Annotated in this window: 28 protein-coding genes and 1 riboswitch; of the genes, 23 read left to right on the plus strand and 5 right to left on the minus strand. The window is 67.9% G+C overall.

Translation table 11 applies throughout. The annotated features are described in order from the left end of the window. Positions 1 to 12: 12 nt before the first annotated feature. Positions 13 to 104: riboswitch (S-adenosyl-L-homocysteine riboswitch) on the minus strand. Between the two features lie 114 nt (positions 105 to 218). From Adu01nite_RS42845 to Adu01nite_RS42855, 3 genes are all read left to right on the plus strand, one after another. Further along, positions 219 to 1,052, plus strand: a complete 834-nt coding sequence (locus Adu01nite_RS42845; RefSeq protein ID WP_203735120.1) for a sensor histidine kinase family protein — start codon at positions 219 to 221, stop codon at positions 1,050 to 1,052. Between the two features lie 172 nt (positions 1,053 to 1,224). Beyond that, entirely contained in the window at positions 1,225 to 1,554 is a 330-nt protein-coding gene (locus tag Adu01nite_RS42850; RefSeq protein ID WP_203735121.1) for a YciI family protein, read from the plus strand. Positions 1,555 to 1,558: 4 nt separating this feature from the next. After that, entirely contained in the window at positions 1,559 to 2,731 is a 1,173-nt protein-coding gene (locus Adu01nite_RS42855) for an RNA polymerase sigma factor (protein WP_203735122.1), read from the plus strand. On the opposite strand, the gene Adu01nite_RS42860 is transcribed toward Adu01nite_RS42855, so the two are convergent. Beyond that, complete coding sequence (locus tag Adu01nite_RS42860) at positions 2,728 to 3,951, minus strand: EAL and HDOD domain-containing protein (RefSeq protein ID WP_239133147.1); 1,224 nt, start codon at positions 3,949 to 3,951, stop codon at positions 2,728 to 2,730. The two genes, Adu01nite_RS42855 and Adu01nite_RS42860, sit on opposite strands and share 4 nt — an antisense overlap. 205 nt (positions 3,952 to 4,156) lie before the next feature. Between Adu01nite_RS42860 and Adu01nite_RS42865 the strand changes: the two genes are divergently transcribed. The 4 genes from Adu01nite_RS42865 (at position 4,157) to Adu01nite_RS42880 (ending at position 9,734) form a co-directional block, all read left to right on the plus strand. After that, positions 4,157 to 6,133, plus strand: coding sequence for a glycosyl hydrolase family 28-related protein (locus Adu01nite_RS42865; RefSeq protein WP_203735123.1), 1,977 nt, complete (start codon positions 4,157 to 4,159; stop codon positions 6,131 to 6,133). A 92-nt stretch (positions 6,134 to 6,225) separates the two neighbouring features. Beyond that, positions 6,226 to 7,128 (plus strand): NAD-dependent epimerase/dehydratase family protein, encoded by a 903-nt coding sequence (locus tag Adu01nite_RS42870; protein ID WP_239133148.1) that lies wholly within the window; start codon positions 6,226 to 6,228, stop codon positions 7,126 to 7,128. Positions 7,129 to 7,167: 39 nt separating this feature from the next. Beyond that, complete coding sequence (locus tag Adu01nite_RS42875; protein ID WP_239133149.1) at positions 7,168 to 8,343, plus strand: MFS transporter; 1,176 nt, start codon at positions 7,168 to 7,170, stop codon at positions 8,341 to 8,343. Positions 8,344 to 8,558: 215 nt separating this feature from the next. Next, a complete protein-coding gene (locus Adu01nite_RS42880) occupies positions 8,559 to 9,734 on the plus strand; it encodes a Gfo/Idh/MocA family protein (RefSeq protein ID WP_203735125.1) in 1,176 nt (391 codons plus the stop codon). Here Adu01nite_RS42880 and Adu01nite_RS42885 read toward each other — a convergent pair. Then, positions 9,706 to 10,827 (minus strand): 3-oxoacyl-[acyl-carrier-protein] synthase III C-terminal domain-containing protein, encoded by a 1,122-nt coding sequence (locus tag Adu01nite_RS42885; RefSeq protein WP_203735126.1) that lies wholly within the window; start codon positions 10,825 to 10,827, stop codon positions 9,706 to 9,708. The genes Adu01nite_RS42880 and Adu01nite_RS42885 overlap by 29 nt on opposite strands. Positions 10,828 to 10,933: 106 nt before the next feature. On the opposite strand from Adu01nite_RS42885, the gene Adu01nite_RS42890 reads away from it, so the two are divergent. From Adu01nite_RS42890 to Adu01nite_RS42960, 15 genes are all read left to right on the plus strand, one after another. Next, the gene (locus tag Adu01nite_RS42890) at positions 10,934 to 12,295 is read left to right on the plus strand and encodes a helix-turn-helix transcriptional regulator (RefSeq protein ID WP_203735127.1); all 1,362 of its coding nucleotides are present in this window, start codon (positions 10,934 to 10,936) and stop codon (positions 12,293 to 12,295) included. A gap of 91 nt (positions 12,296 to 12,386) precedes the next feature. Continuing rightward, positions 12,387 to 12,578, plus strand: coding sequence for a hypothetical protein (locus Adu01nite_RS42895; protein WP_203735128.1), 192 nt, complete (start codon positions 12,387 to 12,389; stop codon positions 12,576 to 12,578). Positions 12,579 to 13,203: 625 nt separating this feature from the next. Beyond that, the gene (locus Adu01nite_RS42900) at positions 13,204 to 13,401 is read left to right on the plus strand and encodes a helix-turn-helix domain-containing protein (protein WP_203735129.1); all 198 of its coding nucleotides are present in this window, start codon (positions 13,204 to 13,206) and stop codon (positions 13,399 to 13,401) included. A gap of 900 nt (positions 13,402 to 14,301) precedes the next feature. Beyond that, positions 14,302 to 14,460 (plus strand): hypothetical protein, encoded by a 159-nt coding sequence (locus tag Adu01nite_RS42905; protein WP_203735130.1) that lies wholly within the window; start codon positions 14,302 to 14,304, stop codon positions 14,458 to 14,460. A gap of 187 nt (positions 14,461 to 14,647) precedes the next feature. Then, a complete protein-coding gene (locus Adu01nite_RS42910) occupies positions 14,648 to 15,100 on the plus strand; it encodes a hypothetical protein (RefSeq protein WP_203735131.1) in 453 nt (150 codons plus the stop codon). A 269-nt stretch (positions 15,101 to 15,369) separates the two neighbouring features. Beyond that, complete coding sequence (locus tag Adu01nite_RS42915; RefSeq protein WP_203735132.1) at positions 15,370 to 15,555, plus strand: hypothetical protein; 186 nt, start codon at positions 15,370 to 15,372, stop codon at positions 15,553 to 15,555. Further along, positions 15,552 to 16,613 carry a bifunctional DNA primase/polymerase gene (locus tag Adu01nite_RS42920; RefSeq protein WP_203735133.1) on the plus strand — a complete coding sequence of 354 codons (1,062 nt, stop codon included), beginning with the start codon at positions 15,552 to 15,554 and terminating at the stop codon, positions 16,611 to 16,613. Before Adu01nite_RS42915 ends, Adu01nite_RS42920 begins: the two co-directional genes overlap by 4 nt. A gap of 38 nt (positions 16,614 to 16,651) precedes the next feature. Continuing rightward, the gene (locus tag Adu01nite_RS42925) at positions 16,652 to 17,713 is read left to right on the plus strand and encodes an AAA family ATPase (protein ID WP_203735134.1); all 1,062 of its coding nucleotides are present in this window, start codon (positions 16,652 to 16,654) and stop codon (positions 17,711 to 17,713) included. 155 nt (positions 17,714 to 17,868) lie between these two features. Continuing rightward, positions 17,869 to 18,267 carry an HGGxSTG domain-containing protein gene (locus tag Adu01nite_RS42930; RefSeq protein ID WP_203735135.1) on the plus strand — a complete coding sequence of 133 codons (399 nt, stop codon included), beginning with the start codon at positions 17,869 to 17,871 and terminating at the stop codon, positions 18,265 to 18,267. Positions 18,268 to 18,555: 288 nt separating this feature from the next. Further along, the gene (locus Adu01nite_RS42935; RefSeq protein ID WP_203735136.1) at positions 18,556 to 19,251 is read left to right on the plus strand and encodes a recombinase family protein; all 696 of its coding nucleotides are present in this window, start codon (positions 18,556 to 18,558) and stop codon (positions 19,249 to 19,251) included. Next, positions 19,248 to 20,462: a tyrosine-type recombinase/integrase gene (locus Adu01nite_RS42940; protein WP_203735137.1), complete on the plus strand. Its 1,215-nt coding sequence runs from the start codon at positions 19,248 to 19,250 to the stop codon at positions 20,460 to 20,462. Before Adu01nite_RS42935 ends, Adu01nite_RS42940 begins: the two co-directional genes overlap by 4 nt. Before the next feature lie 99 nt (positions 20,463 to 20,561). Beyond that, complete coding sequence (locus Adu01nite_RS42945) at positions 20,562 to 20,765, plus strand: hypothetical protein (protein ID WP_203735138.1); 204 nt, start codon at positions 20,562 to 20,564, stop codon at positions 20,763 to 20,765. Then, positions 20,762 to 22,228, plus strand: a complete 1,467-nt coding sequence (locus Adu01nite_RS42950) for a terminase large subunit domain-containing protein (protein ID WP_203735139.1) — start codon at positions 20,762 to 20,764, stop codon at positions 22,226 to 22,228. The genes Adu01nite_RS42945 and Adu01nite_RS42950 overlap by 4 nt, the downstream gene beginning before the upstream one ends. Before the next feature lie 48 nt (positions 22,229 to 22,276). Then, positions 22,277 to 22,465, plus strand: coding sequence for a hypothetical protein (locus Adu01nite_RS42955; RefSeq protein WP_203735140.1), 189 nt, complete (start codon positions 22,277 to 22,279; stop codon positions 22,463 to 22,465). A 162-nt stretch (positions 22,466 to 22,627) separates the two neighbouring features. After that, complete coding sequence (locus Adu01nite_RS42960) at positions 22,628 to 23,155, plus strand: hypothetical protein (protein WP_203735141.1); 528 nt, start codon at positions 22,628 to 22,630, stop codon at positions 23,153 to 23,155. Positions 23,156 to 23,260: 105 nt separating this feature from the next. Here Adu01nite_RS42960 and Adu01nite_RS42965 read toward each other — a convergent pair whose 3' ends face one another. From Adu01nite_RS42965 to Adu01nite_RS48680, 3 genes are all read right to left on the minus strand, one after another. Beyond that, the gene (locus tag Adu01nite_RS42965) at positions 23,261 to 23,515 is read right to left on the minus strand and encodes a hypothetical protein (RefSeq protein ID WP_203735142.1); all 255 of its coding nucleotides are present in this window, start codon (positions 23,513 to 23,515) and stop codon (positions 23,261 to 23,263) included. 117 nt (positions 23,516 to 23,632) lie between these two features. Continuing rightward, positions 23,633 to 24,310, minus strand: coding sequence for a hypothetical protein (locus Adu01nite_RS42970; RefSeq protein WP_203735143.1), 678 nt, complete (start codon positions 24,308 to 24,310; stop codon positions 23,633 to 23,635). A gap of 124 nt (positions 24,311 to 24,434) precedes the next feature. Then, on the minus strand, positions 24,435 to 24,563 hold the full coding sequence (locus tag Adu01nite_RS48680) for a hypothetical protein (protein WP_275414773.1): 129 nt from the start codon (positions 24,561 to 24,563) through the stop codon (positions 24,435 to 24,437). 309 nt (positions 24,564 to 24,872) lie between these two features. On the opposite strand from Adu01nite_RS48680, the gene Adu01nite_RS42975 reads away from it, so the two are divergent. Beyond that, positions 24,873 to 25,106, plus strand: coding sequence for a GntR family transcriptional regulator (locus Adu01nite_RS42975; RefSeq protein ID WP_239133150.1), 234 nt, complete (start codon positions 24,873 to 24,875; stop codon positions 25,104 to 25,106). Positions 25,107 to 25,741 lie beyond the last annotated feature (635 nt).

The raw sequence follows: 25,741 nt of genomic DNA on the forward strand, positions 1-25,741 counted from the left end.
AGGGCTCCTCCCTCTCAGGAGGCGCCCTTGCATCAGCAAGCCGGCGGCCGAGCGTGGCGGATCCCACATCACGGCGGGGATCCGTTGCAGCGCCTCTCGGCCGGGCCTTTACAGGGTAACCCGAGCCTGCGATTCTTAGCCGCCCCCCATGAGATTCGACGGCAGGTAGGGACGTGCCAAAGCCGCTACCTCGGGTTTTTCGGCCCAGGACCATTCGCGTGCAACTCACGCTCGCCATCACGGCGGTCGTCGCCCTCGTGGTGGCGCTGGCCGGTCTGGCGATAATTCTGTACGCGGATCATCGCGATCGGGACGCCGTGGACGCGGCGCTCAAGACGCGAGCGGAACAGGTGCGGGCGGTCGCGACGAAGTCCGGCTCACTACCCACCGACGGCTCCGTCGCGGTCCGGATCCTGGACGGCACCGACGTGCGGGCCACGGTCGGCACCACCACGAAGTTCACCATCCCGGTCAAAGACGGTTTTTCCACCGTTACCGCCGCGGACGGATCACATTGGCGGTCCTGGGTCGAAACGCTGAAAACCGGCGCGCAGATGCAGGTTCTGTTCAACCTCCAGGACGTGGAGGCCAAGCATGCCGGAAATGTCAGAATGATTGATCTCATCGTAGTTATCGCGGCCATTGTCGCGGGAGTGGGTGCCTGGTTCGTCGGTGGTCTCGTGATGCGGCCACTGATCAAGCTCGCCCAGGACGCCCAGACAATCACGCCGGACGAGCCCGAGGTCCGGCTGCCCGAGATCTCCGGTCCGCCCGAGGTCGCCGATATCGGGGTGGCCCTCAACGAGGCGCTGGACCGGATGAACGTGCCCGATCGGCACCAGTTCGCCCAGGAGGCGGCCGAGCACTTCGCCAAGCAGGCGGCCGACACGCTGCGGATGCCGCTCGCCGACCTCGGCGGCGGTCTCGACCAGCTGCTCGACAACCCGGACATGTCGTCCACCCAGCGCCATCTCGTGCTGGCCGCGATCCAGACCGAGTACCGCCGGATCGTCACCCTGGTGGACGACCTGCAGCCCAAGGCCCATCGCTGAGCCGTCACGCTTGCGGGGCAACAAACATCAAAGACCTTCCATACCGGCCCCACTTCGGCGGGCCGGATCGTCACGCCGTTCAATCTCTGGAAGATTTTCTTCAGGGGCTGTCCGGATCCGGTCCGGCCGTTCGTCACCCTGGTGAAGTCAAACCTCAGGGGAGTGAACAGCGATGAAGTACATGATGTTCGTCTGCACCGACACCGAGCCCGAGACCGACGAGTCGATCATCCCGGACATCCACGCGTGGGTGGCCGAGAACGACGCCTCCGGCCGCCGGGTGCTCGGCAACCAGCTGGCCGAACCGTCCGCCGCCACCACGGTCCGGGTCCGCGGCGGCGAGGTGCTGCTCACCGACGGCCCGTTCGCCGAGACGAAGGAGGTCATCGTGGGCTTCGACATCATCGAGTGCGCCGACCTCGACGAGGCGATCGCGGTGGCGGTCGCGCATCCGATGGCCCATAACGGCCGGCTCGAACTCCGCCCGTACGTGGGGCAGTAGAGCCTTGACCACTGTCGCTGCGGCCGTCGCCGACGGCTGGGATTCCTACGGCCGGATCGTCGCCACCCTGATCAGGGTGACCGGCGACTGGAACCTGGCCGAGGACTGCGCCCAGGAGGCCCTCGCGGCCGCCCTGGAGCGATGGCCGCGCGACGGGGTGCCCGCCAATCCGGGCGGCTGGCTGATGACGGTCGCCCGGAACCGGGCGGTCGACGTCCTGCGCCGGGCCGCCGTCGAGCAGACCAAGCTGAAGGAGGTCGCCATGCTGTGGGAGCACGACTCGCGGGAGCCGGCCGAGATCGACGACGACCGGCTCCGGCTGATCTTCACCTGCTGCCATCCGGCGCTCGCGCTCGAGGCCCGGGTCGCGCTGACCCTGCGGACCGTCGCGGGCGTGCCGACCGCCGACATCGCCCGTGCGTTCCTGGTCGCCGAGCCGACCATGACCCGGCGGATCACCCGGGCCAAGTCGAAGATCGCCGACGCCCGCATCCCGTACCGGGTGCCCGGGGGTACGGCGCTCGGCGAGCGCCTGCCGGGCGTGCTGGCCGTCCTCTACCTGCTCTTCACCCGGGGGTACGACGCGGACGGCGAACCCGCGTTCGCGGCCGAGGCGATCCGGCTCGCCCGCCTGCTGGCCACCCTGATGCCGGCCGAGCCGGAGGTGTCCGCGCTGCTCGCGCTGTTCCTGCTGCAGGACTCCCGGCGGCACGCACGCCGCGACGAGCACGGCGACCTGGTGACCCTGGACCGCCAGGACCGGTCCCGCTGGGACCACGCCGAGATCGCCGAGGGCCTGACGGTTCTGGCGCGCACCCCGGTCGAGGGCCCGTACGCCGTGCAGGCGCAGATCGCCGCGAGCCACGCCAACGGCACCGACTGGCCGTCGATCGCCGGCTGGTACGACGAGCTGGCCCGCATCCAGCCGTCGCCGATCGTCGAGCTGAACCGGGCGGTGGCGCACGGTTACGCGTACGGTCCGGCGGCCGGCCTGTCGTTGCTGGCCGCCGCCCGCCCGGGGTTGGCCGGTTACCCGGCGGCGATCGCCGTGGAGGCCGACCTGACCGCGAAGGCCGGCGACCGCCCGCGGGCAGCAGGCCTGTTCCGCGCGGCGGCCGCGGCCGCGCCGTCGGAGGTGGAGCGCCGGGCCCTGCTGGCCCGGGCGGCCGAGGTCTAGGCCGAGGCGGTGGCCAGCTTGGAGTGCGCGATCGCCCGGGTCGACCAGCGGACCGCGTCCATGTACTGCCCGGCCAGGTCGAACGAGCCGAACTCGCCGTTCTCGTAGGCGTCGACCGCACGCAGCACCCGGCCGAGCCGGCCGGTGCCCTCGGTCAGCGCGGCCACTATCGCCGGCGCGAGCGGGAACTGCTCGGCCATCCCTTCCGGGTTGACGTCGAGCAGGTGCCCGACGCCGCTGATCACCCCGGCCATGAACGCGCCGTCCGCGGAGGCGCCGAACCAGGTGGCGATGTTCTCGCAGAGCCGGGCCCGGGTGAGCACGCCCAGCATGTGCTCCTCGGTGGCGCCGCCGCCGTCGTCGAGCGCCATCAGCAGCGCCCACTGCCGGATGTTCGGCAGGCCGACCATCACCACGGCCTGGCGCACCGAGGAGACCCGGTTGGCGTGCCCGGCCGCGACCGAGTTGCTGGCCCGCAGTACGCGCAGGGACAGCGGCGGGTCGCTGGCGATGATGCTGACGATCTTCTGCAGGTCGGGTTCCTCCGAGCTGAGCGCACCGACGAGTTCGAGGCGGCGCAGCCGGGAGGGGGACAGGCTGGCGACGGTGAGCACCTGGGGGTGGCTGAGCGCGTACCCCTGGCGCAGCTCCATGCCGTAGCGCTCGGCGATGGCGACCTGGTCCGGGCCTTCGAGGCGCTCGGCCACGATCTGGATGTTCGGGTACTCGCGGCAGGCGGCGACGACCTCGTCGAGGCGGGACAGATCGCCGTCGAGCAGGTCGAGCTTGACGAACGAGGCGAGGCCGAACAGCACCTCGTGCCCGGATCCCCAGACGAAGTCGTCGAGCGCGATCCGATAGCCGTTGCCGGCCAGCGCGGTGATCCCGGCGACCACCTGGTCGTCCATCTGCACGGTCTCGAGGACCTCGAGGACGACCTGCTCCGGCCCGAACGGCAGGGCGATGTCGCCGACCAGGAACTCGCGGGTCAGGTTGATGAAGCAGAGCCGATCCCCGGCCACTTCGCGGATACCGAACTCGGTGAACGCGTTCACCATCACCGTGCTGGTCGCGTATGTGTCCTGCCGGCCGGCCGCGACGGCATCCATGCTGCCGCGGAACAGCAGCTCGTAGGCGACCACGTCGCCCTGCACGTCGAAGATCGGCTGGCGTCCCACGTGCACCAGCTGGGTGCCGTCCGAAACTGCCGAGGGTTTCACACCGCTTGCTATCGGTCGCCGGGCCGGGGATCTGACCAGAACGTGCACTGTCGCAAGAAAACGAGGTTGCCATGGAAAGTCAGGTCAATTCCGCGAAAGACAGCGACAACATCTTGTGCATTGCGTCACAGCGACCCTATGGTCACCTCACCTCCACACGCCCGTCCCGTGTGGATACACGCTCCCCTCGAGAAAGAGCCGTCCCATGTTCTTGGAGAGATCCCGGCTGACCGCCGCGCTGGTGGCCGGCCTGAGCCTGGCGGTCGGCGCGGCCGGCACCGCGCACGCCACCGGTAAGCCGCAGGTGCCGGTGAAGGTGACCCGCGCCGCCCTCGACCCGGCGCTGGTCGCCGGCCGCGGCGCGAGCGTCGCCTTCCAGGAGCAGGAGGCCGAGAACGCCGCGACCAACGGCACCGTCATCGGCCCCGACCGCACCGCCTACACGCTGCCCGCCGAGGCCTCCGGCCGCACCGCGGTCAAGCTCGCCCCCGGCCAGTGGGTCGAGTTCACCCTGCCCAAGGCGGCCAACGCGATCACCGTGCGGTACAGCATCCCGGACGCGCCGACCGGCGGCGGGAGCACCGCGCCGCTGGCCGTCAAGGTCCGCAACACCACCCGCACCTTGATGCTGACCTCGCAGTACTCCTGGCTCTACAACCAATATCCGTTCAGCAACGACCCGAACGCGGGCCTGCTGCACCCGGACTGGTGGATCACCGAGTGCGCCTGCGTGCCGGCCGCGACCACCCCGGCGCCGGCGATCACCACCCCGTTCCGGCCCAGCCACTTCTACGACGAGCAGCGGCTGCTGCTCGGCGCGACCTACCAGGCGGGGGAGAAGGTCCGGCTGACCGCCTCGGCCGGCGCCGCCTGGACGGTCGTCGACCTGCTCGACTCCGAGCTGGTCGGCCCGCCGAAGGTCACCCTGCTGGCGGCGAACGTGCTGCTCTTCGGGGCCGACCCGACCGGCCGCCGGGACTCCGGGCCGGCCTTCGACAAGGCGATCGCGTTCGCCCGCAAGGCCAAGCTCAAGGTCTACGTGCCGCCGGGCGTCTTCCAGGTCAACCGGCACATCGTCGTCGACGACGTGACGATCGAGGGCGCCGGCAACTGGTACACGATCATCAAGGGCCACGAGATCGCCCTCTCCACCCCGGCGCCGGACAAATCGACTCATCTGGGTGTCGGTTTCTACGGCGCGAACTCCCGGAACGTCCATCTCTCCGGCTTCGCGATCGAGGGTGACGTCCGCGAGCGGATCGACATCGACCAGGTCAACGGCATCGGCGGCGCGATGAGCGACTCGACGATCGACGGCCTCTACCTGCACCACACCAAGGTCGGGCTGTGGTTCGACGGTCCGATGTCGAACGTCAAGGTCACCGACAACGTGATCGTCGACCAGATCGCCGACGGCCTCAACTTCCACACCGGCGTCACCGACTCGCTCGTCAAGAACAACTTCCTGCGCAACACCGGGGACGACGCGCTGGCCATGTGGGCCGAGGGCACCACCAACGCGAACAACACGTTCGACCACAACACGGTGCAGACGCCGGTGCTGGCCAACGGCATCGCGATCTACGGCGGGTCGAACAACACGGTCTCCGGCAACCTGATCGCCGACCCGATCCGCGAGGGCAGCGCGCTGCATGCCGGCTCCCGCTTCGGCGCCGAGCCGTTCACCGGGTTCCTCAAGTTCACCGACAACACCACGGTCCGCTCCGGCACCTACGAGCTGAACTGGAACATCGGGCTCGGGGCGATCTGGCTCTACGCGCTGGAGAAGAACATCGACGCGGACATCCAGGTCGTCGGCGACAACTTCCTGGACAACACATACAACGCGATCATGATGGTGGCCGACTGGCCGGTGAAGGACCTTTACTCGATCACCAACACCCACTTCAAGAACATCAAGATTGACGGTACGGGTACGAGCGTGCTCAGCGCCCGCGTCGCCGGGGCCACCACCTTCGAGAACGTGGATGCCCGCAACGTCGGCGCGGTCGGCGTCAACAACTGCGGCACCTTCCACTTCACCCCGGCCGGCTCCGAGTTCACCGTCACCGACCTGGGCGGCAACTACGGCGGCTGGCTCGCGCCGTGGCAGCTGCCGAACACTCTGACCTGCGACGACCGTCCGCCGGTGGTCGCCCCGCCGGCCCCGGCCGCCTGGTAGTCATCGGCTGCGGCCCCGCTCGTTGAATTCGAGCGGGGCCGCTGTCTGTTGGTAGCCTGGGCCGCTGAAAGTTCGGGACTCGGAGGATGTGCGTGAGCCAAACACTGCTGGTGACCGGTGGCGCCGGATTTGTCGGAGCCAACCTCATCAAGGCGCTGCTCATCGATTACCCCACCGCCGCGATCGTCTCGCTCGACAATTACTTCACCGGCGTCCCGGAAAATCACGTCAACGACCCCGGGGTGACGTACCTCGAGGGCTCGACCGTCGACCTCGCCAAGACCTGGGCCGAGCGTGGCCTGCCCAGCCCCGAGATCGTCTTCCACCTCGGCGAGTACTCGCGGATCGTGCAGTCGTTCGACGACCACGATCTGACCTGGGAGTTCAACCTCCACGGCACCAAAGAGGTGGTCAAGTTCGCCTCGGCCAACGGGTCCAAGCTGATCTACGCGGGCTCCTCGTCGAAGTTCGGCAACGACGGCCAGGACGAGAACCTGAACCCGTATGCCTGGACCAAGGCGAAGAACATCGAATACATCAAGAACTACGCGAACTGGTACGGCCTGGACTACGCGATCACCTACTTCTACAACGTGTACGGGCCCGGCCAGATCACCGCCGGCCGCTACGCCACCGTGATCGGCATCTTCGAGGACCACTACCGGCGCGGCCTGCCGCTGCCGGTGGTCTCGCCCGGCACCCAGACCCGTGACTTCACTCACGTCGACGACATCGTCCGCGGCATCGTCCTGGTCGCCCAGAAGGGCAGCGGCGACGGCTACCTTCTCGGCGCCGGCCACGAGTGGCCCGTCCTCGAGGTCGCCAAGCTCTTCACGACCGCCTACGAGATGATCCCTGAGCTGCGCGGCGAGCGGGTCCGCGGCCAGGCCGACATCACCCGGGCCGCCGAGCTCGGCTGGAGCCCGTCGGTCCGCCTCGACGATTACGTGGCCTCGTTCGTGGCGACGCACACGCCCGGAGAGCTCGCTCACTGAGCCGTGCGTTTCACCTGGTCGGCGGGGCATCGTGCGGACATGCGCCGTTCCCTGATCTTCGTGCTCGCCGTGGCCTGCGGCCTCACGGTGGCGAACCTGTACTACTCGCAGCCCCTGCTCGACCTGATCGCGGATGCGTTCGACGTCAGCCAGGGCGCGGCCACCGTCGTGGTCACGGTCACCCAGATCGGGTACGCGGTCGGCCTGCTCTTCCTGCTCCCGCTCGGCGACCTGATCGAGAACCGGAAGCTGACCACCCGGCTCCTGATCGGGACCGCGGCCGCCCTGCTCCTGGCCGCGGTCTCCCCGGCGTACACCGTCTTCCTGCTCGTCTCGGTGTTGATCGGAGTGACCTCGGTCGTCGCGCAGATCCTGGTGCCGTTCGCGGCGCACCTCGCCCCCGAGGAGCAGCGCGGTGCCCTGGTCGGCAAGGTGATGGGCGGGCTGCTGCTCGGCATCCTGCTGGCCCGGACGGTGTCGAGCTTCGTGGCCGACCTGTTCGGCTGGCGGGCGATCTACTTCGTGTCGGCGGCGCTGATGGTCGGGCTCGCGGTCGTGCTGCGCCGGATGCTCCCATCACGGCAGCCGGAGCACGCCGCCGGCTATGGCTCGCTGCTGCGCACCGTGTGGGGCCTGGTCCGCACGGAGCCGGTGCTGCGCCGCCGCGCCCTCTGCCAGGGGCTGGTGTTCGGGGCGTTCAGTGCGTTCTGGACGGCCATCGCCTACGAGTTGATCGGGGAGCACGGCCTCGGCCAGGCCCAGATCGCGATCTTTGCGCTGGTCGGGGCGGGCGGCGCGACCGCCGCGCCGTTGGCGGGCAAGCTTGCCGACCGGGGGTACGGCGGCATCGGCAGCGGGGGAGCCCTGCTGCTGGCCGGGCTGATGGCGGTGCTGGCCGCGGTCGGGCACTCGTCGGTCGTGGTGCTGGCGGTGGCCGGTTTCCTGCTCGACTTCGCGGTGCAGGCGCACCAGGTGATGAGCCAGCACGAGATCTACGCGCTGCGGGCCGACGCCCGGGCCCGGATCAACACGGTCTTCATGACCACGGTCTTCTCGCTCGGCGCGCTGTCGTCGGCGATCACCGGCCTGCTGCACCACCGCTTCGGCTGGACCGGCGCCTGCGTGCTCGCCGCCGGGTTCGCCCTGGTCGGATTCGCCGTCTGGGGAGTCGGCCGCTGGACATCGAGCCGGATGCCGCAGGCCGCCGTCAGCTGAGGCATAGCCTGCTCTGCTCACCTGGCTGAGGCGTAGCCCTGCTCTGCTTACCTATCCGTGCGCGGCCCCTTCCTTGACCCGCTCCGCACGCGAGAGGCGCGCTGCGGCCTCTCGCCGCTGCGTGCTCGCGCTGGGAGGCGGGGGCTGCCCTAGTTGGCGGGGACCTGCTGCCGCGTACTCATAGAGGTTTCCTGCCCGGGGTTTTGGGGTGGAGGATGGTGATCGTGACCGATCAGGTGCTGGGCGTTGCGGTCGTGGGTTTTGGCTGGATGGGGCGGGTGCATACGCAGGCTTACGCTCGCGTGCCGCATCATTTTCCGGCGGCGCCGGCTACTCGGCTGGTGGCGGTTGCCGATGATGTGCCGGGGCGGGCGGAGGCGGCGGCCGGGCAGTTCGGGTTCGGGTCGTGGTCGCTTGATTGGCGGGCGCTCGTTGCTGATCCGGCGGTGCAGGCCGTGAGCATCACCGTGCCGAACTTTTTGCACCGGGCGGTCGGTGGGGCGTTTCTGGCGGCGGGGAAGCATGTCTGGATCGAGAAGCCGGTGGGGTTGGCGGCTTCGGATGCGCAGGCGCTCTCCGATGCTCGTTCGGCGGCGGAGGTGCAGGTCACGGTCGGTTTCAACTATCGGCATGCGCCGGCCGTGGCGCGGGCGCGGGAGCTTGTCGCTTCCGGGCAGATCGGAAATGTCACTCATGCGCGGTTTCGGTTGTTCAGTGACTACGCGGCTCATCCGGATGGTGCTCTCAGCTGGCGCTTCACCCGGGAGCGTGGTGGCAACGGGGTTCTCGGTGATCTCGGGTCGCATGGCATCGATCTGATTCGCTACCTGCTGGGCGACATCTCGGCAGTTGTTGCCGATACCGCCACCTTCATCCCCACGCGGCCGCTGCCCTCCGGCGCCACCTCGGGACACACATTGGGGAGCGGCGAACCGGGGCCGGTGGAGAACGAGGACTACTTCGGGGCGCTGCTGCGGATGGACTCCGGCGCGCGGGTGGTGCTGGAAGCCAGCCGGGTCGCCGTCGCCGAGCAGAACAGCTACGGCTTCGAGATCCACGGCACCCGCGGCGCCCTCTTCTGGGACTTCCGCCGGATGGGCGAGCTTGGTGTGGGCACCGGCGCGTCCCCCCAGGACGTGCCGGTGCGCACCATTTTCGCCGGCCCCCTCGACGGCGAGTTCGGACCGTTCCAGCCGGGCGCGGGCATCCCGATGAGCTACGACGACCTCAAGGTCATCGAGGCGTACGGGTTCCTGCGCTCGATCGCCGACGGCACCTCGCACGGTGCCGGCCTCGACGACGCGCTCCGGAGCGCCGAGGCCCTCGACGCGATCGGCCGCTCGGCTGGAACGGGCGCCTGGGTCAGCCTGCCGCCGGCTGCACGACCTTGACCACCTGCAACGGGAGCACGTAGGCACCGCGCTCCGGCCCCGAGCCGACGACCGAGACGCAGATCAGGTCGTCGTTCGCGACGTCGCCCGCGTACAGATCGTCGTGCAACATCTTCGCGGTGCTGGCGCTGACCAGATTGCCGAAGCGGCGGGCGTTGGTCGGCGCCTTGTCGGCCGGCAGCTCGGCGAGCCGGGCGAACGACTCGACCAGCGCCGGGCTCGCCTGATGCGTGTAGATCCGCCGCACCCGGTCCACATAGCCCGGCAGCGCCGAGTTGAGCGCCGCGTGGTTGAGCATCATGCCCTGCGTGTAATAGCGCTTCACGGCCGGACCGTTCATGCCGTAACAGGCCAGCTCGGCCGCTTCCGGCGTGCCGTACGGGTGCCGGGATCCACCGCCGAAGTGGTGGATCAGCGGATCGGTGAAGCCCGGCTCGGTGCCGAACGCCTGCGAGTCCCGCGAGTAGAGAACCAGCCCCTCGGTGTCGTCCCGCCGGCTCAGCACGAACGCCGCCGCACCGTCCGAGAAGATCCCGGCCGACGCCCACAGGCTCCGGCCCAGCGGATGCACGTCGTTGTGCAGGTAGATCGGGTTGACGCCACCGTTGAGGTCACCGGTGATCCGGCTCGGCGCGTTGTAGGTGACGATCAGCGCGTGCCGCGAGTTCATCCGGGCAGCGAGCGCGGCTGCGCGGGCAAGCCCCGCGCAGCCCGCGCCGATCTGGATCGGCACCACGTCATCCGGCAGCTGCAATTCCCGCGCCATCCGGAAGGCATCCTGATCAAGCATGATTTCGTACGGCGAGCAGGTCACCACGATCATCGTGTCGACGTCGCGCGGCTCGAGGTCGGCGGAGAGCAGCGCCTCCCGCCCCACCTCGGCGATCCGCCCGAGGTCGGCAAAGGTCCACGGATCCCAGCTCTTGCCCTGGATGCCGAGCACCCGCTCGACGAGCTCACCGCTCATCAGCCCACCTGTCCGGGCCGGGATCTTGGCGGCGGCCGCCCACTCCTCGATGCTCAGAACCCGCCCGATGAGGGTGGCGAGTCCGGTGATGGCGTAGGGCAGGGAGAGTGCACTGTCGACAGTCATTGCTCCGGCTTTCGGTCTGTTCGGCCGAGATGTTTGACAGCTCAAAGTTTGTTGATCACCGTCCGACCGATACACCCGGGAAATCCCTAGTCCCTAACATTCACTCGTGTCCAGCGATCTTGAAGCCGAGGCGCTGGTGAGATCCGCGCTCCAAGCCAACGACCCGCGCCTGCTGTTCCAGGCGTTCCTGGTCCTGACCCGAAATGCCGGCGCCGCCGACCTGCAACCACTGGTCGCTTCGATGTCCGCCTTCGCCGACGAGGAGCCGTTCCTGGCCTCGGTCGTGACCGGCGTAGCGCTGTCCCGTCTCGGCTCCCCTTCGGCCGTCCCGCATCTCGAACGAGCCCTGGTCCTCTTCGATGAGCTGGGCCTGCACGGCGATCCGCTCTACCTGGAGAGCGCGATCTTCGTGACCCTCACCCTGATTCGCCCGCACGAGGCCCGCCTGAAATACGCCGCCCACGTGGACCGCCTGGCCTTCGACCCGGCCGCTCGGGCCCGCCTGCTCGCCATGATCGGCTTGGCCGACGCCTGGGCCGGCAACCTGGTCCGCGGCCAGGCCGAGATGCTGGAGGCAAGAGACCTGGCCATCCAGGCCGGCCGCCCGGATGTGCAGGCCGAGGTGACGTCCTGGCTGATCAAGTGCGAGGCCCTGCGCGGCGACCTGGCAGCGTCGGCCGCTCACCTGGCCGAGGCCCGAGCCCTGGCCGCCCGCAACGGCTCGGAGTGGGTGGCCGGCCACACCGTCGAGGGTTCGGCCGCGCTGCACTTCGCCCAGGGCGACACGGAGGCATGGGTGGCGATGCTGGAGCTTATGGTCGCGAACGGCATGGGCGTCGACTCCGGCTTGGTCTTCGAATACCGCTGGGAGCTGGCCACCCACCACGCCCTGCACGGTTCTTTTTCGGCCGCTACCCACCTCTTGGCCGGTGTCCCACCCGCGCCGGTGTTCCTTCCGGGCGGCCCGGCGATGGCGGCGTGGCGCTCATGGATCGAGGCCCCCGACGACGAGCAGCGAATGCACGAGTTCGAGGCAGTCCTGCCCGAGCTGACCCAACCGGCCGAGCGGTTGCCCCGGGCCCGGATGTCGTGGTTGCTGGGCGCCCACCACGGCCGGCAGGGCCGGCGGGCCCCCGCGGTCCGGTTGCTGGAAGCGGCATGCGCGGGTTACGCAACGATCGGCGCCGGCGGCATGCTGACCTTGGCCGAGTCCGACCTGCGAGCGGTGACGGGCGGCCGCCCGTCATACACGCCACCACCGCCGCTCGCCGCAAAGGCGGGCGAGGCGGCGTTGACCGGCGCCGAGATCCGGGTGGCCGTGGCCGTGGCGGATGGTTTGAGCAACAAAGAGGCAGCCGAGCGCCTCTTCGTAACGGTGAAGACGGTCGAGTTCCACTTGGGAAACATCTTCCGAAAGCTGGACGTCCGAAACCGAACAGAGCTGGCCCGCCGCCGAGACACCCTGTAACGCGATACCTCGAAGGCCAGCCACGTGACATGGTGGTTCGTAGATGCCGCGACCAGATCGAGATCGCCCATCCGCGACAGGGAGGCACCTGATGAAGGACCTTGCCGACGACCAGCCCGACGGCAACGAGCCGAACAGCGAGCTGCCCGATCTGACAACTCAGTCGTTCGGCGAACCACTCTCTACCGATGGCGGCGATGGCCCCTTGGCGCATGCGGTTCGCCGACTCTTACGCGAGGACGGCGACGATACCCTCGCCGCCTTCGGGAGCAGCATCTCCTAGCCGCCGGAGGCCTAGGTCGGTGGTGCCTCGATGTCGAGGTCGATTCGCTTGGCCAGTGACGCCAGGACCACCGGCCACCCGGTCGAGTGGGTTGCCGAGCTGAGCGCTGCGGATTTGTGGTGCCCCCGGTAGGAATCGAACCTACGACACACGGTTTAGGAAACCTCCGAGGCGGCTGAAACCGGGCGGTCGGGCGGACCTGCGTCGGCGCTGGTCGATTGGTCGGACCTTGTAATTAGTGCAGGTCAGAGCCGATTTTTACAGTCGACGCTCGCGTCGTCTCGACCCATGCCGTCCGAACCGGTCCGGTGCAGTCTCCGGACCTGAAACGGACCTTCTCGGCCTGCGCCTCACACGTCGACTCATGCCGTCCCACTTCGCGCTAGCGGCAGCGAGCACCGGTGTTGTACCGTCCCCGGAGTCGCTGTTCCGACGGGCACCGTCGGACGAACAGCAGCCGGTTGGGGCGGGTCACCGCGAGCAGTCGCGAACCCAGTGCCTTGCAGGCCAGGCAGTGGCACGTCAACCGACCTTGCGCGGGTCGGCTGAGGTGTCATGACGCCTGGCCTTTTGGTTTCTTGGCGCTGCCCTCCGTCGAACGCGCTCCGAACGTAGGAGTGCCCACGTGGCGAACGAAATCCAGCGTGAGTGGTTCACGCTCCCAGAAGCCCACCAGTACAGCGGCGTCTCGGTGCGAGAACTGCGCCGTCTGATCTCCGCCGAGCGTCTGCCGGCATCGAAATTGAATCCCTCTCAGCAAGGTCATGTGCGTGTTCGGCGTTCCGACCTCAACGCCCTCCTTGAGGGGAGTCCGGTTCGATGAGTCATCGGAAGCGCACGGGCGCATGGGATTTCCAGCAGGATAATGACGACCTGTCGCAGACCCTTAGCGATGCAATGGCCGGGCGCATTGACCTGGACTTGCTCACCATCAGAAGCCGTCGTTTCTCCCTCAACCATGACGACCCGCGACGGATTCTGACCGTCAAGATCCTGGTTCCGCACGGATGGCATGAGTCCTGCGATAACTGCCCAGCCTGCCGCTGCGTCATGCGCGATTGGCATCTCCATTCCACCGGCGGGTGCGGGTGCTCCGGCGGCGCAAGCTTGACGGCCTGACGTGGACCGGCAGCTCGCGAAGTACGCCGATGCCGCTCGCACTCGACGCAAGGCTCATCGGCACGATTCTGCCCGAGCGTGGTTGCTTTTCCTGCTATGTCTCGCTGCGTTCACTCTGGCAGGAATTGCTGTTGTGGCATTCGTGCGATTCGGCAGCTAGTGCAATGCGCCGTGCCAAATGGCTGCGAAAACGCCTATCCGGCAAATCGCCTATTCTAACTGCGACCCCTAGGTTAATGCGGCGGAGGTAACTCATTATGGCGCCCCAATTCGAAAAGATGGAGGCTCGGCCCAGTTCTTATGAGGTGGGCGCAGAGCGGCTGGAAGACCACCGTCAAGAGCTGCGGCTTATGGCTCGGCGAAATGGCCTCGATGAAGAAGAACTGCGTGGACTTCGCGACGTGACCCCTGCGTGGTCCACCAAGACCGGCGCGCCTCTGGGCGGTGCCTCCGCCGTAGTGCCGCCGGACCGTCCCGCGACGACGGGCAGCCTCACCGTGTCCACGAGAACCACCGCCGACGGCCGGACGGCCGTGGTCATGCCCGCGACCGGGCGAAGCGTGCGCCGGTGACCGGGCGGAGGCGCGGACCAGTCCGGGAGCTGGTGAAGATGCCGAACCGGCCGGGGCTGCGCGAAGAGGACTTGGCAGCGCTCACGGCGCTCGCTACCTCGCTCGACCGCAGCCGGGACTCACTGATTCGCGAAAGCGTGTCTGACCTGCTCACCAAGTACCACGTAAACGAAGGAGTGAAGGCAAGTTGAGTGACCCGATGGAAGACGCCCGGGTAATCAGTAGCGCTGCCCGCTACGCCCTACGAAAGCTGGAAGACGCCGTCCTGGACGCGAGCGATAGGGAGCGGCGGCTGGCCGGGCTGGACGGCCAGATCCGCACTGAGGCAGTCGCCGATCTGGCCGAGCGAGTGCCGGCCTTTGGAACGCGAGTGCCGCGATGATCAAGACCAAGCAGGTTCAGCAAATGCTTGACGCGGTCCACCTCTCGCCGCGTGATTCCCGCGAGGTCAGCGCCTACCTATCGCAGCGCGCCAAAAAGGCGGACAAGTACCGCGAGGGGCGGCTCAAGCAGGCCAACAACAATTACCAACTTGGCATGGCAGACCTCGCCAACGTCCGGACTCTGGCTGAGCGGCTTGAGTACCGGGTGGTGTCTGGCGACCTCAGCCCCCAGGAGGCTCGCGCCGAACTCGACACACTGCGCCGGTCCTACCAGGCGGGCTGGGAAACGGTCGAGACCGCCGGAGCCTCGGTCGCCGAGATCACTGCCACCGATCCGGTAGAGGCTCACGAAGCGTTCCTGGAAAGCATTCCGGCGCTCGCAGAACGGGTCGTGCCACCGCTCCCGGTGTGCCTGGCGCGTGCGGCGCACGAACAGCAAGCCGAATAAACGACGCAGGGCCAGCGTTGGCGCGCTGGCCCTGCCCTAGACCTTTGAGAGGTCCCTCCGTTGAGTCAAGAGTACCGAGGCACACCGGTTGCCTCTAGCTCCATAGGAATGGCTGGTCCATACGTATACCTTCAGCCGGGCCAGTTCGAGGCGCGTTGGGGTGGGAGGTGCGCCGACTGCGGGGACTTCATCCGCAAGGGCGACGCTGCGGGATTCAACGACTCCGATGAGGTGGTCTGCGACGACTGCTGGATCCCGTGGAGCGATCGATGAGCCGCCCCAACGCCGTCCAACACACCAACCGCGGCAAGTCTCGGCTGCACCCGCCGACTCCGCCTGCCCCGCCCGGCGCGCGGGTCGAGGAGTGCTGCCCGGTCAAGAAGTGCCGCAAACCCAAGGGCCACAACGGTGGCGCCCACGAACGCAGCCCGCTCGGTCTGGCGGTCAGCCGATGACAGGGCCATACGAAGCTGCGGCCCGCCGATACCTGCCCGAGTGGTCGCCGGTGCCTATTTCGACGATCAACGGCGAGAAGGTGCTGTTGGTCAAGGGCGTTTCCGGCTACCAGAGATCACTCCCCGCGCCGTACTGGGCCGGTAGCGCTGAGGTCGAGGAGTGGATCAGTTCCGAGTGGGTGCACCCTGGGGCCGGCATTCGGTTCCGGGATGCCGGGGTGGCTCTGCGACTACCCAAGGACGTCATCGTTCTCGACGTGGACCAGTACGGCGATAAGCAAGGTGCGCGAACCCTCGCGGCGCTCCAGAACAAGTGGGGTGCGCTCGACCGAACGTGGATCTCCACAGCACGTCCCGCGCCGTCCGGTGGTCGGCTCTACCGGCTGAGCCCGGAGCATGCCGAGTTCGCGGAAAGGATGGTCAACCCAAAGTTCTCCGTCGCGGGCGGCGGCGTGATTGCCGCGGTGGACGTGCTGCGTTGGTGCCACCGGTACCTCACCGTCTGGCCGACCTGGCACGGCGGGGTGGGCGCCAGATACCAGTGGTACTACCCGGACGGCACCCTCAGCACCGAGGAACTGCCAATCCCGGATGACTTGCCGTACTTGCCAGTGGCATGGGTCAAGGGCTTGGCGACCCGCGTTGGGTCTTGGGCGGACGCGGGCGACCACACCGAGTTGCAAGGTCCGCCCATGGAGTGGCTGAATGCGCGGTCGGACGGCGAGCCGTGCTTGGCCATGCGGGAAACGCTCGACTCATACACGGCCCAGGTCATCGCGGCGGGGCGTTCTAGCGGCTGCCACCCGGCGATGCGGGACGGAACCCTAGCCATCGTCGGCAACGCGGCAGAGGGCCACCGGGGTGGGTTCCTGGCCGCATCTCGGCTGTGGACGGCGTACCGGGAGGCGATGAACGCGCGCACTGAAAGTCGCCGGTCACCCGCGACCCTAGAAACCGAGTTCGCCAATGCGGTTAAGGGTGCGATCGAGAAGCTGCCCCGTCACAAGTTCCGCAGCGAGGATCTGTGCGCGTCGGACCTGACCGGGTGGCTGAAGTGAGCGCGTTTGACGTCCCGCCGTCGGCTGAGGTTGGGCAGGTGCTGGACACGCTTGAGCTGGAGGTGCAGCGCCAGATCCTCCAGACCAAGGCGCGCCAGATGGCGGCTGAGCGGCTTGCGGCTGAGCGGTTCGACCCGGCGGTGTTCTCGACGCTGGGCGGGTCACTGGACGAGATGTTGGCGCGGCCGGTCGTGGGCGAGCGGTACCTCATCGAGCGGCTGCTGGGTGCCCGCCACAACATGGTCCTCGCCGCGCAGTACAAGACCGGCAAGACCACCATGGGCGTGAACCTCATCAAGTCCCTCGCGGACGGCGCGCCGTTCCTGGGGCACAAGGTGATGTCCTGGGAGGGGCGGGTGGCCTGGTGGAACGGCGAGATGGACGACCAGGACTTCCACGACTACGTACGGCCGCTGAAGGTCAAGAATCCCAAGCGCGTCCAGCTGCTGCACCTGCGCGGTCGACCGGTGTCGATCCTCGACCCACACTCGGCCGAGATGGTCGTGAAGCACCTGCGCGACAACGAAATCGGCTTCTGGGGCGTGGACTCCTGGCGGCGGTTCTGCGCCTGGAACGGGGTCAACGAGAACGACAACGAAGCGGTCGAACGCCTCACCACCCGCGTAGACGAGATCAAGGAACGCAGCGGCTGCGACGTATTCGCTGCGATCGCCCACACCCCGCGAGCTGCGATGGAGGAAGGCGAGGAACGGGCACGCGGCGCGGCAGCGCTGGACGACTGGGTGGACGCCCGCTGGGTCCTCACCAAGAACCGGGACGGCGACCGGTTTCTGGCCGTGACCGGGCGAGGGGTTGGCCTGGAGGAAACCAAGCTGGAGTTCAACCCCGCGACGTACCGGCTGACGCTGGGCGAGGGAAACCGCCGCACGGCGGTCAATGAGACGCTGCGGCTGGGCGTCTCGATGGCGCTGAAGGGCGCGCCGGATGGGCTATTGACGGGCGAACTGGCGGACGTCGTCAAGGTCCCGCGCCAGAAGTCCGGAGCGCTCAAGCCGGTCTTGGAAGCGCTTATCGACGATCGATCCGTGACGGTCGAGAGCGCACCCAGGAACGGGAAGCGGTACCGATGGAACGGGTGAGTACCCCCAGTTGCCCCCAGTGCCCCCTCAGTGCCCCCGGGGGCACTCCGGGGTCCGGTCCCGCGAGTGCCCCGCCCCCTAGTTGAAGGGGGCACTCGGGGGGACTCCCCGACCAGGAAAAAGCTTTCAAGATCTAAAAGGATTGGAGGGGGCACATGAGTGACCTCTCGGAGGTGGATACCTCTCGCAAGTGCAGGGCACGGAGTAAGCGTTCGGGAGGGCCTTGTCGGAACGCGCCGATCCTCGGCGGGACGGTCTGTCGCATCCACGGCGGCGCGGCTCCGCAGACGCGGGCGGCGGCCAAGGCTCGCATCCTCGCAGCGGCCGATCGGGCGGCGGCGCAACTCATCAACTTCATGGAGTCGCCAGACGTGCCGTACCCGGTACGGCTCGCGGCGGCGCGGGACCTGCTCGACCGCGCGGACCTCACCGGCAAGACGACGGTGGAGGTCTCGCTCGCGCCGTGGCAGGAAGTGTTGCAGGGCTTGGCGAGCGGGCAGCCGGCACACGTCTTGCCGCCAGGTCGCGACGTCATCGAGGGAGAGACCGCATAGCGCGCGGACTGCTCTTTCGTAGCTCAACCGTCCACAATGGATGTCCGGACAGTCACACTCCGTGACGCTGGCGTAGCGTTCCGGCCGCCGCTTGTTCTTCCGAATCGGCGGCGGCCCTGGTCAGGGCGTTGGAGGAGGTATCTCGTGTCAGAAGCTCAAGGCGGCGCGGCGCTCACCCGCCGTAATGGCCTTTCCCATGCCGTACGGCCGGACCCACACCGACCTAGCGGCGAGCGCTCCCGTGTGGGGAGCGGTGGAACTAGGCCGGTCGCGCACACACTCCGGCTCGTGGGCTACCTCCGGGTGTCGACCATTGAGCAGGCGACCCACGGTTACGGGCTCGACGTCCAGCGCGCAGCGATCAGGGCAGCGGCCGAGGCGATGGGCGCGCGGATCGTGAAGTGGTGTATCGACGACCCGAAGAGCGGTGCACTACCGGCGGATGAGCGGCCCGGCTTGACGGAGGGCCTGACGTGGCTCCGCGACGGCCAGGCCGACGGCATCATCACGCGGGACCTTGACCGGCTTGCCCGTGAGGTCACCGTCCAGGAGGCCATCCTGGCCGAGGTCTGGAACCGTTGCGGCGCAAGGGCTTTCACCGCAACCGGTGAGGTCGAGCGGGACGACCCGGATGACCCGTACCGCACGGCCATGCGGCAGATGATGGGCGTGTTCTCCGGGCTGGAGCGGCGGCTGATCGTGAAGCGGCTCCGCGACGGCCGCAAGGCCAAGGCCGCAGCAGGCGGGCACGCGGTCGGCCGCGCCGGGTACGGCTGGCGGTCGGTCGGCGGTGCGCTGGTCGAGATCCCAGCGGAGCAACGCGGCCTCGCGCGCCTCAAGGAGCTAGCGGCGGGCGGTGCCTCTACGCGGGCCATCGCGGCCACCCTCGCGGAGGAGGGCCACCCGACGCAGCGCGGCGGCCGGTGGACGTCGCCGGTCGTGGCGCGGATCCTCTCGCGCCAGGTTGAGGCGGTGGCGGCATGACGCTCCACGCGCCGAAGAAGCTGCCGACCCCCAAGCAGCTTGCCGACAACCGGTGGGAGGTTCGCTGGCGCTACCGGTTGGCCGGCAAAGAGCACCGGCCGCGCCGGGTGTTCCCCACCGAGAAGGAAGCCAACGCTTTCATCTTGAACGACTTGGTGGGCGCCAGCCGCACGGATCCGGCCGCCTCCAAGCAGAGCTTTGACGCCTATGCAGACCGCTACCTGGAGACCATCGCGGGTGATGTGAAGGCACGAACGGTCGAGCGCTACCGGTCGGCCCTCCTGCACGCTCGCGCATACTTCGCGGGCACCCAGGTCGCGGAGATCAAGACCAGCGACTGCCGGGCGTTCCGAGCGAAGCTTCAGAAGGGCGGGTGCATTTCCAAGCGCCGCAACGAAAACGGCGACGCCAAGCAGCTCCGCGGCAACTCCGTCCGCAACGTGTACGGCACCTTCCGGTCGGTGCTGGAGCTGGCGGCTGAGGACGGTGCGTTGCCCGCCAACCCGGCCGTGCTCCGCCGGACCGCAGGCCGCAAGAGCAACCGCGAGACCAAGTTCAAGGCGGTGTTCCTCAACGCGGCCCAGGTCGAGGCGCTGGCGGGCGTGATGCCGGAGCCGTACGGGCTGATGATCCGGTTCCTGGCGTACACCGGTCTCCGCGCGGGTGAATTGGCCGGGCTGGACGTGGCCGACGTCCACCTCACCTACAGCCCTCGCACGCAGACCTGGCGTGGGTACGTGGACGTGCACCGCACCCGCCGCAAGGTCAAGGGCGGCTGGGTCGAGGACACGCCCAAGAGTGAGGAGAGCACGCGCCGCGTGACGTTGCCGCCGTGGCTCGCGGAAGACCTGCACCTTTACCTCACCGGCAACCACGAGCGGGGCGACGACCCGGCCGCGCCGCTGTTCCCGAACCGGAAGCCCGGCGCGACGTACACGACCGACCCCGAGACGGGCAAGAAGGTGCGAGGCGGCTTCCGGCTGAACTGGGCGGAGCCGATCGAGCCGGGCCGGTTCTACATCAACCTCTTCAAGCCAGCTTTGGTGCGTGCCGGCCTTTTGGTCGCGACCCGGCTGCACGACCTCCGGCACACGTTCGCGGCGCTGTTCCTGGAGCTGGGCGGGGACATCTACCGGCTCTCGCAGGAGATTGGGCCACGCCAGCTACGAGACCACCCACAAGTTCTATGCGCACCTGATTCCGCCGGATGAGGACGCGCCGCACGTGTTCGCGGAGCGGCCCGCCCCCGCGCCGGTCCGCCCGGCTATGGCCCCCAGCAACGTCCGGCAACTTCGCCCGACGGGGACGCCATGAAGGGCGACGGCCGACACAGCACCTACACGCCGGTGAGCGGCTGGCCGCAGCCGTGGCGGTCGAACCCGCGCTCCTGGCCGAAGTGCAACGTGCGCGCCGCGCCGATGGAGTGCGGCCACGAGTTCCGATCCGAGATCCCACCCAGCACCGGCGAGCGGGTCTGGTGCCGCAGCTGCGACGACTACAGGAGAGCCGAATGACGACGACGACCATGCCCGCCGCGCTGCAAGAGGGCATCTGGGCGCGGCTCGGGTGGCAGCCGCACTCGCTCCAGCGGGAGGTCTTGGAAAGCCAAGCCCGGTACCAGGTCGTGAGTGCCGGCCGCCGGGCGGGCAAGACCCAGATGGGCGCGTACCGGGTGCTCCCGGAGTGGTTCCGCGCCCTGCGGGACCGCGACATCCTCAAAGCCCGAGGCCACCGGCGGGAGTTCTGGATTGTCGGCCCGGAGTACTCCGACGCGGAGAAGGAGTTCCGGGTGACCTGGGACGCGCTGAAGCGGTTGGGCGTGGCGTTCGAGACCGGCAGCGCCAACACGCCGCAGAGCGGGACGATGCGGATCGTCAGCCTTGACGGCCGGTTCGTGGTCGAGGCCAAGAGCGCCAAGTATCCGGAGACGCTGGTAGGCGAGGGCCTGAGCGGCGTGGTGCTCGCGGAGGCGGCCAAGCTCAAGCGCTCAGTGTGGGACCGGTTCGTCCGGCCGACCCTCGCGGACTTCGGCGGGTGGGCCGTGTTCACCTCCACCCCGGAGGGCCGGAACTGGTTTTACGACTTGTGGGCGGCGGGCCAAGACCCCACGCGACCCGAGTGGGCAAGCTGGCGTGCGCCGGCATGGGTCAACCCGCACGTCTACCGGTCCCCGACCGACCCGACCGCACTCGCCACCCTCGCGGAGCTGCGGGACGCGGGCCAACTCCCGTACCCGCGGCACCTCACCGACAAGGTCAATCCTGAAGTGCTGGAGATGTTCCTGTCGATGAGCGCGGAGGCGTTTGACCAGGAGATCGCGGCCCAGTTCAACACGTACGTGGGGCGGGTCTTCAAGGGCTTCAACGAGGAGGTCCACGTCACAAACCAGGACTTCATCCCCGGTTGGTACACGTACGCAGCGGCCGACTTCGGCTTCACCAACCCGTTCGTCTGGCTCGTGCTCCAGGTCGACCCGCACCGCGAGCGGGTGCACATCGTCCGGGAGTACTACGAGACCGGCCGTACCACCGAAGAGGCGGCGGTGGAGATCGAGGCGCGGGGACTCACCCCACCCGGGCTGCTCGGCTTCTTCCCGGACCCGGCGGAGCCGGACCGGGCGGCCGAACTCGTCCAGCGGCTGCGGCTGCGCCGGTTCTCGCCGGGCTCCCTGACGATTGCCGATCGGATCGAGTGGATCCGGCGGAAGCTCGGCGCGCAGTTCCCGCTAGAGCACGCGAGGACCTCTCCCGGCCTGACGATCAATCGCCGCTGCCTCAACACGATCCGGGAGTTCAACGCCTACCGCTACCCCGATACCGCCACCTCTGCCGCTGACCGGGGCCGCGCCCCGAGCGAGAACCCCAAGAAGGTCGATGACCACACGATCGAGGCGCTGGGGCGGTTCTTCTCTGGCTTCTACGGCCGACCGAACACGCGGGGCGGCGGACGCCAAAGCCACGTGCACATGCGCCGTTAGGCGACGCAGACCACCGCCCGGACCGGGCGGACCAAGAAAGGAACTGAAATGGCAGTACGCACGAACCTCCCGGCGCTGACGCCGGTGAAGGTGGTCATCACTGGCGCGCCGACTCCGGGCGGCTCGATCATCGAGAAGACCTACTACACCGAGGTCGCCACCCCGGCCAACACTTGGACGATCACTCGGGTCGACGGTCGGATCATCGACGTGCAGTCAGGTGACAAGACCGCCTGACTTGGGGGAACCGCGATGCGGGGCCGATTCGTGAAGTCGGATCGGCTTCGCAGGTTTCGAATTTGACTTGCGGCGCTCAGTACGTTGCAGAGTGTGAAGACGTGCGCAGACTGCGGCAGGGAATGGAAGGCGGTGCCGTGCTCGGCGTGCGGCGGAACGTTCATGGTCATCCAGGCCACTGCTGCCGTGGTGGGCGAGGGACTCGTAGAAACCAACGCTTGGGGAATCGGGTACGGAGATGTGCAGCCGTGGACCGACAAGTGGCTTGACCTTGACGATGCCCGACGGCGGGTCGAGGAGGCGTACGCGCTTCCCGACTGCGAGCCTGCCCAACTGCGTCGTCCGATCTTGATGTTCTTCCGGCTCTGCCGGGAGCTGGCAGATTTCATCGAGGATGAGACCGGGTTGTCCGCCAAAGCGTTCGTCCATTCCGACCCGGACCTGCGGGTCTGCGACGCGTTGGCGCAGGTCACGAAACACCGCACCCGGAACAACCCCAACTCGATGACGGCGCGGATCGCCACCTTCAACCGCACCCGCGACGGCCAACATGTCTATATCCACTGGCGCCAGCGCGACTGCGAAGGGACTGATGACGCCGTCGACCTGGTGGTCCGGTGTCTAGACGCATGGGACCGGTTCATCCAGCAACACAGCTTGCGAACGCCCGCTAGAGACCACCTGGCGTAGGCTTACGACACCTCCTTTTAGGGTGATTCGTGGTACCGGCCGCGCCACCGAAAGAAGCCCCAGAGCGGCTACGGCTCCGGGGCCTCTCGGTCGGAGCGGTTCGAGTCAACGAAGCACGATCCGGTCTCCCCGGCTGATGATCTCGGCATAGTCCGTCAGTTCTCGATCGGACAGCGTCCAACCGGCCGCCTTGAGGGCTCGCGCCATCGCTGGCTTGACTACCTCAACGGGTTTTCCCGCGTACTCGCGGTGCAACCGGTCGAGCACCGGCTGGTCCTTCCGTTTGACCTCCTGGATTGCCTTTTTGCCGAGATCCTGGATGATCTTGTCGAAATCTTTGCTCGGCTTGAACGTCGCCATGTTGTTCCCCGCTCTGGAATTGATCGAGGGAACGGTACCTACCAGGTATGACATTCTTGGCGGACGTGCTGTGCGACGTGATCCGGGAATTGATCGCTAGCGTCTCGGAGCGCGCATCTACATGAGCAGCCGCAGCGCCTCCGCGAGGTTCCGCACCTTGCGCTCCTTGCCGTTGACCTTGGCCGACGAGTTCGGGTAGTCGTACGCCGCACCGTTCCAGACCAACTGGATCCAGCTGCCGTCCCGGCAGGTCGCGGTGGCCACGGTGCGGTTGGCGTCGTTCGTCTCGATGTCGACCCGGTACTCAGCAGCCTCGGCCGCCGCCTTGAACACCTCCGCCTTGTTGCCCTTCGCGACGACCACCTGTCCGGCGCGGGCCTGGCCGGGGCGCGGGTCGCGCTTGGCCCGGTTGAGCTCCGGGAAGCACACCCAGCACCCGTCGATCTCCTTGCGCTGAACGTCGGTGCGCTGCTCCTCTTCGACGGCCAGGATGTCCGCGTGCCCGCCGTCGGAGTGCGTGTTCTCCCAGCCCGCCTCGACGTGGCACGGGTCGCACTGGTCGCGGAAGTCCTTGCCGTTCTTGGAGGTCGGGCGGCGCTTCCCGCAGATCGCGCACAGCTTCGGAGCCTTGCCGGCCTTTTCAATGACGGCCTCAGCCGCCGCGCGGCGCTCCAACTCCGCCGTGATGGCAGGCAACAGCGTGGCCTTGTTGGCGGAGCCCATGCCCTTCAGGCCCAGCTCCTGGGCGAGCTTGCGGAGGGCGGTCGTGGTGGTCGGCAGGTCGGTGGTCGTCATGGCTGGTCCCTTCGTTGTGGAGCGGGTCTCTCACGCCCGCCCGCCAATGAAGTTACGCCACTAGGTTGTAATGTAGGTACATCAGCTTTGCCGCGTTGGCAAGTTTGCCGGCGAGGGGGTGGGGTCACCGCGTCCAGGAGATGAAGCGGGTGAAGGCGTCCTTGATGCCGTTGGTATCGACGTCCCGCGCAAACTCTTCCAGGTAGCCCCACATGAGCATCCCGAGGTAGGTGCGTTGGGCCTCCGCCCTCATCGACACCTTGGCTGGTTCGCACGGCCACGCCTCGCCGCAGGCGCGGCAGTTCCATGACGGGCGCTCGGGGGACGTGTTCGGGTGCGGGGCGGTGGCGGTGGAAGGCGAATCCTCGGTAAGTGGCGAGCGGCTGCAACTCCTCGGGCATGCGTTCCCTCCTCGGGTTGCCGCCGCAGCCCCCGGGACGTCCGTGTCGCCGGGGACTGCAACGGATACCGCGAGCGTAGACCACTTGTATGGTCTTGTAGTACCTCAGGTGCACCTGTCCGGCACCGTAGGACGACAACCGTCTCCACCTACGTTGATCGGGTGACTATCGATCCGGATGGGCCGGTGCCGCTGTATCAACAGTTGGCGGACCTCCTGCGCGCCGAGATCGAGGCCGGACGGCTGTTGCCGAACCGGCCCGTGCCGTCCGAGAACACTCTCCAGCAGCAGTACGGCATATCCCGCGACACGGCGCGGCACGCGCTACGGCTCCTCCGCGAGGACGGCTGGATCGTCACGGTCCGGGGTAAGGGGAGCTTCGTTCGCGAGCGCTGACCCGTCCGTCTCGCCCAAGGCTGCTCTGGCTGGTCGTGCGCGGAGCCGGGGCATCTTCTCCAGGATGTCGGGTCCGAACTTCAGCGCCATGAGGGTGATGAAGGCGTACCACAGAAGGTCCGGCACCACTCGCCGGAGGGTGATGCCGAGAGTCACGCTCAAGCTGATGAGCGGAATGAGGACGTACGACGACAAGCCCAACACACCTTCCATCACACCCGCGCCGAGCCTTGGGTGTGGGAAAAGGTATGTGGTGATCAGGTATTGCCAACTACGTTGACCCCGCGTCGGAGGGTCACATGCGCCGCGGAAAGCCGGCAGCGCAATCCAAGCCAAGTTGCGTTTGAGCTTGAGTTTGTTTTTGATCTTGAGTCTGAGTTTGAGATGGACGGTCCGCCTCAGCGAAACCGTCAGCTCGACAAAGGTAGCAGGCCCGACGCAGGCCGACTACGGGGATGCAGCCCCGGGGCGCATCCCTGCGGTGTAGATGAGCGGTGTGCCAAGTCAGCACGGTCCGTTTGAGGCGAGATGTGCGGACCTGAAACGGGTCCGTCGGTCGGGCAGCCCTCAACGGATCAAGGCGTTTCGCCTGGTAAAACGGTGCCCCCGGCAGGAATCGAACCTGCGACACACGG

Source organism: Paractinoplanes durhamensis, from assembly GCF_016862175.1.
In the GTDB taxonomy this organism is placed as follows: Bacteria; Actinomycetota; Actinomycetes; order Mycobacteriales; family Micromonosporaceae; genus Actinoplanes; species Actinoplanes durhamensis.

Bases quoted from the DNA above. Each gene is read 5' to 3' on its own strand.
- Adu01nite_RS48680 (WP_275414773.1), bottom strand. From the start codon at position 24,563: ATGAGGGCGGAGGCCCAACGCACCTACCTCGGGATGCTCATGTGGGGC.
- Adu01nite_RS42970 (WP_203735143.1), bottom strand. From the start codon at position 24,310: ATGACGACCACCGACCTGCCGACCACCACGACCGCCCTCCGCAAGCTC.
- Adu01nite_RS42875 (WP_239133149.1), top strand. From the start codon at position 7,168: ATGCGCCGTTCCCTGATCTTCGTGCTCGCCGTGGCCTGCGGCCTCACG.
- Adu01nite_RS42930 (WP_203735135.1), top strand. From the start codon at position 17,869: ATGAGTGACCTCTCGGAGGTGGATACCTCTCGCAAGTGCAGGGCACGG.
- Adu01nite_RS42945 (WP_203735138.1), top strand. From the start codon at position 20,562: ATGAAGGGCGACGGCCGACACAGCACCTACACGCCGGTGAGCGGCTGG.
- Adu01nite_RS42915 (WP_203735132.1), top strand. From the start codon at position 15,370: ATGAGCCGCCCCAACGCCGTCCAACACACCAACCGCGGCAAGTCTCGG.
- Adu01nite_RS42955 (WP_203735140.1), top strand. From the start codon at position 22,277: ATGGCAGTACGCACGAACCTCCCGGCGCTGACGCCGGTGAAGGTGGTC.
- Adu01nite_RS42920 (WP_203735133.1), top strand. From the start codon at position 15,552: ATGACAGGGCCATACGAAGCTGCGGCCCGCCGATACCTGCCCGAGTGG.
- Adu01nite_RS42865 (WP_203735123.1), top strand. From the start codon at position 4,157: ATGTTCTTGGAGAGATCCCGGCTGACCGCCGCGCTGGTGGCCGGCCTG.
- Adu01nite_RS42950 (WP_203735139.1), top strand. From the start codon at position 20,762: ATGACGACGACGACCATGCCCGCCGCGCTGCAAGAGGGCATCTGGGCG.
- Adu01nite_RS42960 (WP_203735141.1), top strand. From the start codon at position 22,628: ATGGTCATCCAGGCCACTGCTGCCGTGGTGGGCGAGGGACTCGTAGAA.
- Adu01nite_RS42910 (WP_203735131.1), top strand. From the start codon at position 14,648: ATGATCAAGACCAAGCAGGTTCAGCAAATGCTTGACGCGGTCCACCTC.
- Adu01nite_RS42850 (WP_203735121.1), top strand. From the start codon at position 1,225: ATGAAGTACATGATGTTCGTCTGCACCGACACCGAGCCCGAGACCGAC.
- Adu01nite_RS42940 (WP_203735137.1), top strand. From the start codon at position 19,248: ATGACGCTCCACGCGCCGAAGAAGCTGCCGACCCCCAAGCAGCTTGCC.
- Adu01nite_RS42895 (WP_203735128.1), top strand. From the start codon at position 12,387: ATGAAGGACCTTGCCGACGACCAGCCCGACGGCAACGAGCCGAACAGC.
- Adu01nite_RS42880 (WP_203735125.1), top strand. From the start codon at position 8,559: ATGGTGATCGTGACCGATCAGGTGCTGGGCGTTGCGGTCGTGGGTTTT.
- Adu01nite_RS42885 (WP_203735126.1), bottom strand. From the start codon at position 10,827: ATGACTGTCGACAGTGCACTCTCCCTGCCCTACGCCATCACCGGACTC.
- Adu01nite_RS42965 (WP_203735142.1), bottom strand. From the start codon at position 23,515: ATGGCGACGTTCAAGCCGAGCAAAGATTTCGACAAGATCATCCAGGAT.